At 69.7% G+C, this 14,740-nt stretch carries 11 protein-coding genes; 1 reads left to right on the top strand and 10 read right to left on the bottom strand.

Features of this window, described 5'->3' with window-relative positions; all coding sequences use genetic code 11:
• Positions 1-12 precede the first annotated feature (12 nt).
• From leuS to AC6CHY_RS12885, 4 genes are all read right to left on the bottom strand, one after another.
• Positions 13-2,529, bottom strand: coding sequence for a leucine--tRNA ligase (gene leuS, locus AC6CHY_RS12900; protein WP_498226966.1), 2,517 nt, complete (start codon positions 2,527-2,529; stop codon positions 13-15).
• Positions 2,530-2,786: 257 nt separating this feature from the next.
• Complete coding sequence (gene glpK, locus AC6CHY_RS12895; RefSeq protein ID WP_498226964.1) at positions 2,787-4,301, bottom strand: glycerol kinase GlpK; 1,515 nt, start codon at positions 4,299-4,301, stop codon at positions 2,787-2,789.
• 76 nt (positions 4,302-4,377) lie between these two features.
• On the bottom strand, positions 4,378-6,084 hold the full coding sequence (locus tag AC6CHY_RS12890) for a glycerol-3-phosphate dehydrogenase/oxidase (protein ID WP_336245037.1): 1,707 nt from the start codon (positions 6,082-6,084) through the stop codon (positions 4,378-4,380).
• Positions 6,085-6,574: 490 nt separating this feature from the next.
• Entirely contained in the window at positions 6,575-6,877 is a 303-nt protein-coding gene (locus AC6CHY_RS12885) for a hypothetical protein (RefSeq protein WP_498226963.1), read from the bottom strand.
• A gap of 502 nt (positions 6,878-7,379) precedes the next feature.
• On the opposite strand from AC6CHY_RS12885, the gene AC6CHY_RS12880 reads away from it, so the two are divergent.
• Entirely contained in the window at positions 7,380-8,405 is a 1,026-nt protein-coding gene (locus AC6CHY_RS12880; RefSeq protein ID WP_498226961.1) for an alpha/beta fold hydrolase, read from the top strand.
• Positions 8,406-8,450: 45 nt separating this feature from the next.
• On the opposite strand, the gene AC6CHY_RS12875 is transcribed toward AC6CHY_RS12880, so the two are convergent.
• The 6 genes from AC6CHY_RS12875 to mihF all read right to left on the bottom strand — a co-directional run bounded on the left by AC6CHY_RS12875 (position 8,451) and on the right by mihF (position 14,697).
• Positions 8,451-10,502 (bottom strand): primosomal protein N' family DNA-binding protein, encoded by a 2,052-nt coding sequence (locus AC6CHY_RS12875; protein WP_498226960.1) that lies wholly within the window; start codon positions 10,500-10,502, stop codon positions 8,451-8,453.
• A gap of 138 nt (positions 10,503-10,640) precedes the next feature.
• Positions 10,641-11,846 carry a methionine adenosyltransferase gene (gene metK / locus AC6CHY_RS12870; protein WP_498226959.1) on the bottom strand — a complete coding sequence of 402 codons (1,206 nt, stop codon included), beginning with the start codon at positions 11,844-11,846 and terminating at the stop codon, positions 10,641-10,643.
• Positions 11,847-12,009: 163 nt separating this feature from the next.
• Complete coding sequence (gene coaBC, locus AC6CHY_RS12865; protein WP_498226958.1) at positions 12,010-13,290, bottom strand: bifunctional phosphopantothenoylcysteine decarboxylase/phosphopantothenate--cysteine ligase CoaBC; 1,281 nt, start codon at positions 13,288-13,290, stop codon at positions 12,010-12,012.
• Between the two features lie 109 nt (positions 13,291-13,399).
• Complete coding sequence (gene rpoZ, locus AC6CHY_RS12860; RefSeq protein WP_217387924.1) at positions 13,400-13,663, bottom strand: DNA-directed RNA polymerase subunit omega; 264 nt, start codon at positions 13,661-13,663, stop codon at positions 13,400-13,402.
• A gap of 108 nt (positions 13,664-13,771) precedes the next feature.
• The gene (gene gmk / locus AC6CHY_RS12855; protein ID WP_217387923.1) at positions 13,772-14,350 is read right to left on the bottom strand and encodes a guanylate kinase; all 579 of its coding nucleotides are present in this window, start codon (positions 14,348-14,350) and stop codon (positions 13,772-13,774) included.
• Between the two features lie 11 nt (positions 14,351-14,361).
• Positions 14,362-14,697, bottom strand: a complete 336-nt coding sequence (gene mihF / locus AC6CHY_RS12850) for an integration host factor, actinobacterial type (RefSeq protein WP_217387922.1) — start codon at positions 14,695-14,697, stop codon at positions 14,362-14,364.
• Positions 14,698-14,740: the final 43 nt, after the last annotated feature.

The raw sequence follows: 14,740 nt of genomic DNA, 5'->3' as shown, positions 1-14,740 counted from the left end.
TACCTTCCCCCGCTAGGAGGCGGGAACCACGTTGACGAGTTTCGGTGCGCGCACGATGACCTTGTTGATCGCCGCGCCGTCCAGGTAGCGCACCACTGCCTCGTCGTTCAGGGCCAGTGCCTCGAGTTCCTCGGCGGTGATGTCCACCGAGACCTCCAGGCGCGCCCGGACCTTGCCGCGGATCTGCACGACCGCGGTGACGGTGTCCTGCACCAGCAGGGCCTCGTCGACCGCCGGCCAGCCGGCGTTGGCGACGGATGGCTCGTGGCCCAGGGCCGCCCACATATCCTCGGCCGTGTAGGGCGCGAAGAGCGAGAGGATGACCGCGACGGCCTCGGCGGCCTCGCGGACCGCCGGGTCCGACGCGCCGGCGCCGGAGTCGATGGTCTTGCGGGTCGCGTTGACCAGCTCCATCAGCTTGGCGACGACGACGTTGAACTTGCCGCCCTCGAGCATGGCGGCTGCCTCGTGCACCGCCTTGTGGGTGACCTGGCGCAGCGCCTTGTCGCCGGTGGCCGGGTCGGTGCCCGGTTCGCTGTCGACGTCCTGCGCCATGCGCCAGGCGCGGGCCAGGAACTTCTGCGAACCGCCCGGGGACACGTCGGCCCAGTCCACGTCGTCCTCCGGCGGGGAGGCGAAGATCATGGTCAGGCGCACCGCGTCGACGCCGAACTTGTCCAGCTGCTCGCCCAGGTCAACGCCGTTGCCCAGCGACTTGCTCATGGCCTTGCCGCCGTTGAGCACCTGTCCCTGGTTCAGCAGCGCGCTGAAGGGTTCGGTCACGTCGATCAGCCCCAGGTCGAAGATGACCTTGGTGAAGAAGCGCGAGTAGAGCAGGTGCAGGATCGCGTGCTCGACCCCGCCCACGTACTGCCCGACCGGCATCCAGTCGCGCACCGCCTGCGGGTCGAAGGGGCCCTCGGTGTAGTGGGGGGAGACGAAGCGCAGGAAGTACCAGGAGGAGTCCACGAAGGTGTCCATGGTGTCGGTGTCGCGCTTGGCGGCGGCACCGCACTTGGGGCAGTCCACGTTGACCCAGTCCTCGGCCGCGGCCAGCGGGCTCGTGCCCTTGGGGGCCAGTGCCTCGCCGCGCAGGTCATCGGGCAGGCGGACAGGCAGCTGGTCGTCGGGGACCGGGACCTCGCCGCAGTGCGCGCAGTGGATGATCGGGATCGGGGTGCCCCAGAAGCGCTGGCGGCTCAGCAGCCAGTCGCGCAGGCGGAAGTTCACGAACTTCTCGCCGGTTCCGGCCGCCTCGACGATCTCGATGGCGCGGGCGATGCCCTCGGCCTTGGGCAGTCCGTCCAGCTCCCCGGAGTTCACCAGGGTTCCCTCGCCGGCGGTGGCAACGCCGGTGGCCGCCGGGTCTTCCTCGCCGGTGTCCAGGACCACGCGCACCGGCAGGTCGAAGGTGCGGGCGAAGTCAAGGTCGCGCTGGTCGTGCGCGGGCACTGCCATGATCGCGCCGGTGCCGTATTCGGCCAACACGTAGTCGGCGGCCCAGACCGGCAGCTTCTCGCCGTTGAGCGGGTTGATGGCGTAGCGGCCGGTGAACACGCCGGTCTTCTCGCGCTCGGTGGCCTGGCGCTCGATTTCGCTCAGCGCCTTGACCTTTTCCTGGTAGGCCTCCAGGGCCTCGCGGTGCTCCTCGGTGACCAGTTCGTTGGCCAGCTCGGCATCGGCGGCGACCACGAAGAAGGTGGCGCCGTGCAGGGTGTCCGGGCGGGTGGTGAAGACCGTGGTCTTGTGGGCTTCCTTGTCGCCGGCGGCCTCGATGACGAAATCGACGTGGGCGCCCTCCGAGCGGCCGATCCAGTTCTTCTGCATGGCCAGCACGCGCTCGGGCCAGTGGCCCTTGAGCTCTTCCATGTCATCGAGCAGGCGGTCGGCGTAGTCGGTGATCTTGAAGTACCACTGGTTCAGCGACTTCTTGGTCACGACGGTGCCGCAACGCTCACACGCGCCGTTGACGACCTGCTCGTTGGCCAGCACGGTCTGGTCGGTCGGGCACCAGTTCACCGGGTGGTTCTTGCGGTAGGCAAGGCCCTTTTCATAGAAGCGGGTGAACAGCCACTGGGTCCAGCGGTAGTATTCCGGGTCCGAGGTGTGGATGCGGCGGTCCCAGTCGGCGGAGATCGCATAGCGCTTGAAGCTGGCGGCCTGCGTGTCGATGTTCTTGTAGGTCCACTCGGCGGGGTGGGCGTTGCGCTTGATGGCGGCGTTCTCGGCCGGCAGCCCGAAGGAGTCCCAGCCGATCGGGTGCATCACGTCATAGCCCTGCTGGCGCCAGTAGCGGGAGACGACATCTCCCATGGCGAAGGCCTCGGCGTGGCCCATGTGCAGGTCGCCGGAGGGGTAGGGAAACATGTCAAGCACGTAGCGGCGTTCGGCGCTACCGTCGTCCTTGGGCGTGAAGACCCCGAGTTTGTCCCACACCGGGGCCCACTTGGCTTCCATTTCCTGGAAGCTGTAGGCCGCTGCGGCGGACTCGTTGTCAGCGGTTTCGGTGCCGGTCGGCTGGGTGCTCACTATCGGGTTTCGCCTTCTTCTGTTCATGCGCCTGTGGGTGAAACGTGGCTGTCCTGCTTGTTGCTGGCGTGTATCGGCGGCGTAAGCCCCCTGACACACAAAAGCCCCTTGGCAATCAAGGGGCGGCCGCATGGGTTTATCCCATGCGGCTAACTTAGCAAGAGCACTGCGTTCATGCCCCATATTCTACCCCACAAGACGCCGGCCCCGCGGGCTTGCCGGATGCACGCCCGCCCCCGGGCGCCAGCCACGGTGGCCTAAAGCACGTCCTCGTCGACCCAGTCGAAGGTGCGGGTGACGGCCTTCTTCCACAGCCGCAGCTGCCGATCGCGCTCCGCCGGTTCCATGGACGGCTCCCATCTCTTGTCCTCGGACCAGTTGGCGCCCAGCTCCCCGAGGTCCTTCCAGAAGCCGACGGCCAGCCCGGCGGCGTAGGCGGCCCCCAGCGCGGTGGTCTCGGTGACCCTCGGGCGGATCACCGGGACCCCGAGCAGGTCCGCCTGGAATTGCATCAGCGCGTCGTTGGCGACCATGCCGCCGTCGACCTTGAGTTCGGTGAGCGGGACCCCGGAATCGGCGTTCACGGCGTCCAGCACTTCCCGGGTCTGGAAGGCGGTGGATTCCAGCGCCGCCCGGGCAAGGTGGTTCTTGTTGGCGTAGCGGGTCAGCCCGACGATGGCCCCGCGCGCGTCCGCACGCCAGTAGGGGGCGAACAGCCCGGAGAATGCGGGCACGATGTACACCCCGCCGTTGTCCTCCACGCCGGCTGCCAGTTCCTCGACCTCCACGGCGGTGGCGATCATCCCGATGTTGTCGCGCAGCCACTGCACCAGCGAGCCGGCCACAGCGATCGACCCTTCCAGCGCATAGACCGGTGCGGCGTCGCCCAGCTTGTAGCCAAGGGTGGTCAGCAGTCCGTTCCTGGAGCGGACGATTTCCGTCCCGGTGTTGAAGATCAGGAAGCAGCCGGTGCCGTAGGTGTTCTTGGCTTCCCCGGGCCCGAAGGCAGCCTGCCCGAAGGTGGCCGCCTGCTGGTCGCCCAGGATCCCGGCGATCGGCACCTGGCGCAGAAGCTGCGAGGTGTGCACGGTTCCGTAGACTTCGGAGGAGGACTTGATGGCGGGCATCATGGCGACCGGCACCCCGAAGTCGGCCAGGATCCCCTGGTCCCACTCCAGCGTCTCCAGGTCCATGAACAGCGTGCGCGAGGCGTTGGTGACGTCGGTGATGTGCACCCCGCCATCGGTGCCGCCGGTCAGGTTCCAGGTCACCCAGGTGTCGGTGGTGCCAAAGAGCAGGTTCCCCGCCTCGGCCTCCCGGCGAGCCCCCTCCACGTTGTCCAGGATCCATTTGACCTTGGTGCCGGAAAAGTAGGGTGCCAGCGGCAGGCCCACGCGTTCCTTGTACCGGTCGACTCCCCCGTCGGCCGCCAGCTCCTCGACGATGCCCTGGGTGCGGGTGTCCTGCCAGACGATGGCGTGGTGGATGGGCTTGCCGGTGCGTTTGTCCCACACCACGGTGGTTTCGCGCTGGTTGGTGATTCCCACGGCGGCGATGTCGTGCCGGGTGAGGTTGCCTTCGGCCAGCGCAATGCCGATGACCTTGCGGACGTTGTTCCAGATCTCCACGGCATCGTGCTCAACCCAACCCGCATGCGGGAAGATCTGCTTGTGTTCCATCTGCCCCGTGGAGACCACGGTGCCGGCATGGTCGAAGACGATGGCCCGGGAACTGGTGGTGCCCTGGTCGATCGCGATCACGTACTTGTGCATGTCGGTGCCTTTCAAGGGTGCCGTTCAGAAGGGGGGGTGGCGTCCGCCGGCGGGAAGCGCCGTGCGGTGCGCGGTGTCAGGCGTTGCTCAGGGCCACATGCGCCCCGTGCTCCTCGGTGAGCACGCGCCGGCACGCCTGGACCTGCGCCGCGGTCTGGGCCGCGTCCCAGCCGAGCACCGGTGCCAGCGCCTCGGCCACCTGCGCCAGCAGCGCCTCGGTCACCAGCCCGCGGAAGGCCAGCGAGGTGCGCCGGATGAAAACGTCGGCAAGCGTCCCGACCTGCTCGTGCGTGCCCAGGTAGCGCACCTCGGCCGCGGAGAGTTCCGGGCAGCCCGGCAGCGTCGCGTCGTCAGGTCCGATGAACCCCAGCACCGCGTCGGCGCGGGTGCCATAGCGTTGCAACAGCACCTCGAGCCGTGCCCGCGGGGCCTGCCGGGCGCGCCGGGAATACCAGGCCTCCAGCTCCGCCGGGGTCCGGGGGTAGTCCCGCCCCCCGCCGATGGGCAGCGACCGGGTGCCGGGGATCGGCGAGACCCCGAGCTCGGCCAGCACCTTGTTGCCCAGGGTCCTGCCCAACGCGCGGAAGGTGGTCCACTTCCCGCCGACCAGCGACAGCATTGGGGCGCCCCCGGCAAGCCTGGTGTGTTCGATCCGGTAGTCGCGCGAAACGAAGCCCGGGGCGGTGTCGTCGTGGCGCGGCAGCGGGCGGACCCCGGAGAACCGGTAGACGATCTGCTCCGCTGACACCGGGATGGACGGGAAGACGTGGCCGATCAGCTCGAAGAAGTACGCGACTTCCTCGTCGGTGCAGCGGGCGGGTTCGCCCATGTCCGCATCGATGTCGGTGGTGCCCACCAGCACCCGGTCCCGCAGCGGGTAGATCAGCACGATGCGCCCGTCGGAGTGCTCGAAGAAGATCTCCCGTCCGTCGCAGGCGGCCAGCAGCCCGGGATGGTCCAGCACGATGTGGCTGCCCTTGGTCCCGCCCATGAAGCTGCTGGGGGTGCCGATCGCCGCGTTGGTCATATCCACCCAGGCGCCGGTGGCGTTGACGATGACCTGCGCGTCGAAGTCGAACTCCTCCCCGGTGAGCTCGTCGCGCAATCGCGCCCCGCGCTCGCCGTGGCCGATGAGGGCCACGTAGTTGCTGGCCCGCGCGTGCGGGTTTGCCTCCAGCCCGTCGCGCAGCACGTCCAGGGTCAGCCGCTCGGGGTCGTGCACCGAGGCGTCGAAGTAGGTGGCGGTGTACTTCACGTCGGCCCGCAGTTTCGGGAGCACCGCGAGGGAGGCCTTGGCCCCGCGGAAGCGGTGCCAGGGCGTGTTGCGCCCGATGGCCCCGGCGAACACGTCGTACATGATCAGGCCGATCTTGATCAGCACCGCCCCGCGCTCGGCCCGCAGGCCGGGCCGGTGGGTCACGAAGCGCAGCGGGGCGGCCAGCAGCCCGGAGAAGGTGGAGAAGATCGGGACGGTGGTGCGCAGCGGCTTGACGTAGTGCGGGGCGATCTCCAGCAGCGTGTTGCGTTCCCGCACCGCCTCGTGGACCAGGCGGAATTCCCCGTTTTCCAGGTAGCGGATGCCGCCGTGGATCATGTGCGAGGAGGCGCCCGAGGCGCCCTGGCAGTAGTCGCCGCGCTCCACCAGCGCCACGTCCACCCCCTGCAGCGCCAGGTGGCGGAACGTCGCCACGCCGTTGATTCCCCCGCCGACGATGAGCACCTTGGCGCCAGGCCGGGCGCGCAGGGCGGCAAGGGCGGATCGGTGGGATGCTGCGGCTTCCACGGCGGGGCCATCCTTCGGTGTCACATCGGGCGTAAAGCGGGCTTCACATGGTCTTGTAGACATTACCGGGGGGCGCGGGCCGGTGCCTAGCCCCGCGGGTGAAGCGTAGGCGAATCGTTGCCGAACCGGCCCCGCGTGTGCCCAGCTGGGAACCCCTGCCTGGTGAGGGGCATGCGCTGACCGAAGCACTTCGGCTGTGCTTTGCGGGAATGCCGGAGCGTTGCCCGGCGCCTGGGCGCCGGCAATGAACAGCGCCGCTTTGGCGATGTTGTGTTCCAAAGGAGGCCGGACTTCGAGGCGGGCAAGCACCTCGATGCAGGCCTCGTCTCCAACGACGATCCACCATTCGTGGCCGCACCGCCGCGGCTATGTGTCGAGGTGCATGTCGTCCGGCGTCATGCTCAATCCAGGCCGGCAATCGGCGTGCCGGGGTGGCATTTGAACGGCGACTGGCCGCACAGTGGCATCGACCGGCTCACAGGGCAGGCGCTTACGCAGCGACGCCGACGGCCGATGCGAGGTGTCCCCGGGCGCAGCGCATGGCCGGAGTCCAGTACTCGCCGTAGCCGCGGGTGGCCAGGGCCTGCTGCACGTTGGTGATGAGGTAGCCGGCGTGGCAGTTGGGCGGGTTGATGATCCGCGAGTAATACGCGGCAATCTCTGCGGCCGTGTGGGCGACATGGATACTGTGGGCCGAGCCGATGTGGATGGTCCCGTAGGACACGATCCATGACGGGCAGACATACGGGTTTTTGTGGACGGTGACGTGTGGGAGGTGGTCGTTGGTGCTCATGGCCGGCTTCTGGATGGAGAGGTGGGGGTGGCGGGGTGGAACGGCAGGTATCCGTCATGGGCTGTTCTCCGAGGTTGTGAGCGCCGTTCCGGGCGTTGAAGGATGTGCCTATCCCTCCATGATTGCAAGGGAGCAGGACAGTTTGCGGTCAGCTGACGGCGCGCTCGCCGCGGGGTCGATCGGGGGGGGTGGACGCAGTTGGGGAAGCGGCGGAGGGCTTGGGTCTTGTTCCAGGAGTTGGTCTCCGGGGTTGCGGGACTTCTGCCATCGATCCCGGGATCATGGGCTCCCCAGTCTGTCGGAAGGCGGCCCGGTTCCTGCGCTTCATCGCAGGACCTGCCGTGCGGATTGACTGTGGCCCTTGGCGGTCCTTCAGCTGTTCGTCCACCTGCTCAGATGCACCGCCTTGCCACGTTCTCGGGAGCGCATGAAGGATCCCGGGGGGGGCATCTTCGTCCCGGCATGACGGCTCCCCACCACCCATTGGAGATAGGCTGGATCCATGCCCCCGATCCCGCCGCATTCCACTCGCCGCGCCCTGAAAAGCATCCACCACATTCACGGCGCGCAGGTATCCACCTGGACCTACCCTGCCACCGGCCCTTGCCGCGGCGTCATCCTGGCGGTCCATGGCTTCCGCGGCGACCACCACGGCCTGGCCCGGGTCATCGGGCAGCTGCCGGACTTCGCGATCGTCGTGCCCGACCTGCCGGGCTTCGGCGCCTCGACCCCGTTCGGCGCGGATCCGGCCCCGGCTTCCGGCGTGTCGGCCACGGGCGCGCCGACGGCGGCCACCCCCGCGGCCACCCCCGCGACGCCGCGCCACGACGTGGCCGGCTACGGCGAGGTCATCGGCGCGCTGCGCGAGGAGCTGGGGCTGGGCCCCGACACCATCCTGCTGGGCCATTCCTTCGGCACCATCGTCGCCGCGGCGTACCTGGCACGGCATCCCGGCGCCTTTGCGCGCCTGGTGCTCATCAACCCGATCTGCGAGCCCGCGCTCGACGGCGGCCAGGCCGTGATGTCCCGGGCGGCCGGGGCGTACTACGCGGCGGGGGAACGGCTGCCGGCCCCCCTGGGCGAGGCGCTGCTGCGCTCGCGGCTCATCACCGACGTGATGTCGCTGGCCATGCTCAAGTCGCGGGACCCGGCGATGCGCGCCTACGTCGTGGACCAGCACCGGCGCTTCTTTTCCGGGTTCACCTCCCGGGCCACGCTGCGCGAGGCCTACGCCGCCTCGATCACCCAGACCGTGCGCGACGTTGCGGCCCGCATCAACGAGCCCACGCTGCTGGTGGTCGGCGAGCAGGACGAGCTCGGGTCGGTGAAGGCCCAGCGGTCCCTGGCCCGCACGTTCCCGCGTGCCTCGATGCGGGTCATTGGCGGGGTGGGGCACCTGATCCACTACGAGAAGCCCGCCGAGGCGGCCTCGCTCATCGAGGATTTCCTGGCCGCGGAGCACCCCTGGGTGCCGCGCGGGATGCCGCGCACCCTATACCCGTCAAGGGACCGGCCGACCGCCCGGTAGCACCGGCCCCGGCGGGCCGGGCCGGCAGGCCGTCGGGTGAAAAAACTAGAGGACGCCGTCCGGGTCGATGCGGATCGAGACGACAGGTTCCTTCGCTGCGCTGAAGGTGGCCCGCAGCGCGCGCAGGGCCGCGGTGACCGCCGGACCCTGGGCGTAGGAGAAGAACAGCAACCAGCGGTGCTCGCCCTCCCCCAGCAGCACCGGTCCGTGCCGGCGCACCTGGTCGCCCACCGCCAGTGCCGCCATGAACTTGTCGGCCGCCGCCGCCGGTCCCTTGACCATGGCGGTGCGCACGGCCGGGGGCAGGCCCAGGTCGCGCCGTTCGTCGAGTTCGGCCTCCGCATAGGCGGCGGCGTCGAAGCGCACCAGCGCGCGCATCGGCTCCCCCGGTTCCCCCGCCACCACCACGGTGCCGCCGCCCGGGCGCTCCCCCGAGGCGTCGCGTCCGCGGGCCAGGTGCGCGGCCCCCATCCAGCGGTTGAGCACCTCTTCCCCGGTGCGCAACCCCTCGCGGGACAGCATCCGGTCCCCGTCCAGCAGCAGCACCGCCGCGTACCCGTTCTCCGCCACCGGCTCGGCGCCCGGGGTAGCCACGACCAGCGCCGGGGCATCGGGCACGGTGTAGAGCGGCTTGGCCCCGGTGGCCGCAACGACCTTGACGTTGGCAAAGGCGCGGCCCAGTTCCTCGGCGGTGCGGTCCGCGCCGATGGACGCGGCGCGCAGCCGCATGAACCCGCATTCGACACAGTTCCAGGCGTGGGCGACGAGACCGCACCAGCCGCAGGCCGGGGCCCCGCGCGCGTCGTCGAGGGCCAGCGGCCCGTTGCAGGCGGTGCAGCGTGCCGGGGTGCGGCAGCGTTCGCAGCGCAGCGCCGGCATGAACCCGGTCCGCGCCACCTGCACCAGCACCGGGCCGTGCGCCAGCGCAGCCTTGGCCTCGCGCCAGGCGGCGGCCGGGAGCCGGGCCGCGTGCAGCAGCGGGTCGCGGTCGGCCTCGAACTCGTCGGAGGCGGCGATGACCCGCGGGGCGTGGGCGCGCAGCCGCGCCCGGTCCGCGACCAGTTCGGTTGCCCAGCCGCTGCGCACCAGCCGCTGGGCCTCGGCGCTGCGCCCGGGGGCCGCCAGCAGCAGCCCGGCATTCTCGATCCCGCAGCGCAGCAGCAATACCTCGCGGGCGTGGTGGTAGGGGGCGCGCGGCTCGGCGTGCGAGGAATCGGCGTCGTCCCAGATGATGGCAAGGCCCAGGTCGCGCACCGGGGCGAAGGCCGCGTTGCGGGTGCCCACGACCAGCCGCGCCTGTCCGCGCGCGACGCGCAGGAAGTTGCGGTAGCGCGGGGTGGCGCCGTCCTCGGCGCTGAGCCGCGCGTAGCCCTCGGCGCCCAGGCGCTCGTCGAGCGTGGAGGCAAGCCGGGCGAGGTCGCGGGCGTCGGGAACCACGATGAGCACCCCGCGCCCCGCGGCCAGGGTCAGCTCTGCGGCCTCGAGCAACAGCGCCGGCCAGTCCCCGGGCCGGTTGGGCACCGCGGAGAGCACCGCGCGGGGGGCCTCCCCGGCGCGCAGCCCTGCCGCGTATTGGGCTCCCCCGTGGTATTCGGCCAGCAGCGCGGATGAGGGTTCGGCGGGGGCATCCGCGGCCGCCGCGGGCTCGGCCGCGGCGTCCCCTGCGGGCGACTTTTCGGTCTCCACCCGGGCCATGCGGGCCGGGACGGCCGAACGCAGCACGTCCCACACCCCGCCGGCGTAGCGCTCGGCAACGGCCCGGGCCACGGCAAGCACCGGCGCGCTGAGCACCACCTCCGGGGAGATGACCGCGCGCAGCGGCTGCAGCTTGATCCCGGGGTCGGAGTGCGCCAGCCGCTCGGTCAGGAAGGCCGCGAGCTCCTGCCCGCCGAAGCGGACCTTGACCCGGACGCCGGGTTGCGCCGCCGCGTCGAGCTCGGCGGGCACCAGGTAGTCGAAGGGCCGGTCAAGGTGCGGGACGGCGGAGTCGATCACGACCCGCGCGACCGGCAATTCACCGGCCATGTTCGGGATGCCGGGCAGCGGGGCGGACAGGTCAAAGCCCGCCAGCAACGAGGGCTGAGCCGACTTTTCCATGCACCACACCTCCCCTTGGACACCTCGAGATTTAGCCTACCGCCGGCCGCGCAACGGGCTTAACCGCGGATCGGGTGCCGCATCGCCTCGTGGGCACGGCACCCGATCCGCCGGACAGACTCCCGGCCGGAGTCTCGGCTAGGCGTTGAAGAAAGCCTTCAGCGCATCCACGCGGTCCAGGTTCTCCCAGGTGAAGTCGGCCTCCTCGCGGCCGAAGTGGCCGTGGGCGGCGGTCTTCTGGTAGATCGGGCGCTTGAGGTCAAGGTCCTCGATGATGCCCAGCGGGCGCAGGTCGAAGATCTCGTTGATCGCCGCGGTGATCCGCACCGGGTCGACGGTCTCGGTGCCGAAGGTCTCCACGTACAGGCCCACCGGGCGCGCCACGCCGATGGCGTAGGCGACCTGGACCTCGACGCGGCTCGCCAGGCCTGCGGCGACAACGTTCTTGGCGACCCAGCGCATGGCGTAGGCGGCCGAGCGGTCGACCTTCGAGGGGTCCTTGCCGGAGAAGGCGCCGCCGCCGTGGCGGGCGTAGCCGCCATAGGTGTCGACGATGATCTTGCGTCCGGTCAGCCCGGCGTCGCCCACCGGTCCGCCGATGATGAAGGGGCCCGAGGGGTTCAGGATGATGCGGGTCTCGGAGGTGTCAAGCTCCGTGCCGGCAAGCACCGGGTTGACGACCTCGGACAGCAGGCCGTCCTTCAGGTCCTCCAGCGAGAGCTCTGAGGCGTGCTGCGAGGAGACCACGATGGTCTGCACGGAGACCGGCGTGTCCCCGTCGTAGCCGATGGTGACCTGGGTCTTGCCGTCGGGGCGCAGCAGCGACAGCGTGCCGTCCTTGCGCACCTGGGTGAGCCGCTCGGAGAGGCGGTGCGCCAGGTGGATCGGGGTGGGCATCAGCGTCGCGGTCTCATCGGACGCGTAGCCGAACATCAGGCCCTGGTCGCCGGCGCCCTGCGCGTCGCGCGGATCCACGGCGGTGCCCTCGCGGACCTCCAGGGAGTTGAACACGCCGTCGGAGATTTCCTGCGACTGCTGCCCGATGGACACCGACACGCCGCAGCGCGCGCCGTCGAAGCCGTTGGCCGAGGAGTCGTAGCCGATGTCCAGGATGGTGCGGCGCACGATCTCCGGGATCTCCACGTACCCGTCGGTGGTCACCTCGCCCGCCACGTGCACCAGCCCGGTGGTGGTCAGGGTCTCCACGGCAACCCGGGAGTTGGGGTCCTGGGCCAACATGGCGTCGAGGATGGCATCGGAGATCTGGTCACAGATCTTGTCCGGGTGGCCCTCCGTAACCGATTCGGAGGTGAAGAGGCGTAGCTGCGGGGATTCTAAAGTCACCTTGCCACTCTACCGGTAAGTGCACATGCCGGCCGGATCGGCCGAACGTCGGGGTCATGTGGAAGTGGCCACACCGGCTTCGTGACGATTCGTGGCGCCCGGCGGCGCCTGCATGACGCCGCGCGGATGCCGGCTTGACTCCGCGGCGCGGCGCCGGGGCGGTTCAGCCCTGGCGCACCGGCTCCAGGGCGCGGGCGATGGCGGCGATGACGGAGGCGGCGACCCGGTCCTTGGACCCGGAAGCGTGCACGGGCGCGGTGCCGTCGGCGAAGAGGATGGTCACGGAGTTCTCGTCGGTGCCGAACGTCAGGTTCTCCCCGACCTCGTTGACGACGAGCATTTCGCAGCCCTTGCGCTTCAGCTTGGCCCCGCCGTACTCGAGCACGCCGGCCTCCGCGTCGCCGGTTTCCGCCGCGAAGCCCACGATTAGCGGCGGCAGGTCCCCGGCACCGCCCGCGGCGGCGCGCTCCGAAACCAGGGTGGCCAGAATGTCGGGGTTGCGCACCAGGGTGATCACCGGGTCGGCGCGGTCCTCGGACTTCTTGATCTTCGCGTCCACGTAATGCGCCGGCCGGAAGTCGGCGACGGCGGCGCTCATGACCAGCACGTCGGCGCCGCGGGCGGCCTCGGTGACGGCGTCCTGCAGTTGCCGGGCGGTGGAGGCGGTGCTCAATTCCACGCCTGCGGGTGCGGGCAGGTCCATGTGGGCGGCGATGAACCGCACGGTGGCTCCGGCGGCCAGGGCGGCCTTGGCCAGGGCGATGCCCTGCCGGCCCGAGGACCGGTTGCCCAGGTAGCGCACCGGGTCCAGCGGCTCGCGGGTGCCTCCGGCGGATATCGCGACGACCTTCCCGGCCAGCGGACCGGCATCTGCCGCCACCTGCCCCGGCGCGTCGGCCCCGGACACGCCGGGAGCGGCTTCAAGGTACGGCGCGAGCGCCGCGAAGATCTCCTCCGGCTCGGGGAACCGGCCCGCGCCGGAGTCCTTGCCCGTGAGGCGCCCGACCGCGGGGTCGATCACGTGCACGCCGCGGCTGCGCAGCAGGGCGACGTTGGCCACCGTGGCGGGGTGTTCCCACATCTCGGTGTGCATGGCCGGAGCCATGACCACCGGGGCGCCGGTGGCCAGCAGGGTGCCGGTGAGCAGGTCGTTGGCCATGCCGGCGGCGGCCCGCGCCATCACGTCGGCGGTGGCCGGCGCGATGACGACCAGGTCGGCCTCCTGGCCGAGGCGGACGTGGTTGACGGTGTCCACGGCCTCGAAGACGGAGGTGCGCACGGGGCGCCCGCTCAGCGCCTCCCAGGTCGCGATGCCGACGAATTGCAGCGAGGCTTCGGTGGGGATGACATCGACCTGGTGCCCCGCCTCCTTAAACAGCCGTAGCAGCAAAGCTGCCTTGTAGGCGGCGATCCCTGCGGATACACCTAGGACAATGCGCTTCACTGCTACCACCGATGCGTTAGTGCGTGGCGCCGGCCCGGAAGGGACCGGATTCGGCCCGACCCCCGGCTGCGCCGGCACCCACGCGGTGTAATCGTTTGCGGCCGAGTGGCTACTCGGCGGCTTCCTCGATCTTCGAGACGTTGAGCATGCCCTCGTTGATTTCGCGCAGGGCGATGGACAGCGGCTTCTCGTTCAGGCGGGTGTCGACCAGCGGGCCGACGTACTCGAAGAGGCCCTCGTGCAGCTGTGCGTAGTACGCGTTGATCTGGCGTGCGCGCTTGGCGGAGTTGATCACCAATGCGTACTTCGAATCGGTGGTGGTCAGCAGCGAGTCGATGGACGGGCTGATGATGCCTTCAAGGTTCGTGTTCACGAAGCCTCCAAATAACTAGGTGGTGGATCAAGACGTAGGGGGTACTGCATCCGCCGGGCCCCGGTGCCGTGCGGCACCAAGGGCCCGGCGGGCCTTGCACAAAAGTTTTTAGCGTGCGTGCGGGGTCAACCCCATGAGGGTCACCAGCTCGTTTGCGGCCCGCGAAATGTCGTCGTTGACGATGGTCACGTCGAATTCCGATTCCGCGGCAAGCTCCAGTTTAGCGGTTTCCAGCCGGCGCTGCTGCTCCTCGGGTGTTTCGGTGCCGCGGCCCACAAGTCGGCGCACCAATTCCTCCCAGCTGGGAGGGGCCAGGAACACGAATGTCGCCTCCGGCAGGTTCTCCTTGACCTGGCGCGCGCCCTGCAGGTCGATCTCCAGCAACACCCGCTTCCCCGCGGCCACGGCCTCCTCGACCTTGGTGCGGATGGTGCCGTAGCTGTTCTGGCCGTGCACGACGGCCCACTCCAGCATTTCGCCGTCGTTGACCAGTTCCCCGAACTTCTCCGGCCCCACGAAGAAGTAGTGCACGCCGTCGACCTCGCCCGGGCGCGGCTGGCGCGTCGTGGCGGAAACCGAGAGCCACACCTGGGGGTAGTTGTCGCGAATGTAGGTGGAGATCGTTCCCTTCCCTACGGCCGTGGGACCGGCGAGGACTGTGACCGCGGGGTGGGGGCTAACCGTCATGGTGTGCTTCGTTACTCTTTCGTTTTGGGGGGCGATTGCTGGAAATGTTCCACCAATGCGATGCGCTGTTTGCGCCCCAGCCCGCGCAGGCGCCTGCTGGGTGAGATGCCTAGTCTATCGATAAGCGTGTGTGCCCGGATCTCCCCGACGCCCGGGACCGACTCCAACAGGTCCATGACCCGCAGCCTGCCGATGGCCTCGTCGTGGGGAACCAGGTCCAGAAGTTCATTGATGCCCAGCTTTCCGGTGCCGAACTGGTTCTTGATTTCGGCCCTGCGCGTGCGTGCAGCCAGCGCCTTTGCCCGCGCGCGAATACGGTCCTCGTCTGAGAGTTCTCGCAGTACCATGCCTTTTGCCGCCGTTCCATCTATTGGGTCAAGCACCAGGGCA

The organism is Paeniglutamicibacter sp. GQ140, assembly GCF_059759235.1.
Note: the sequence above shows the minus strand (reverse complement) of the source record. Positions and strands in the feature narration are given on the sequence as shown.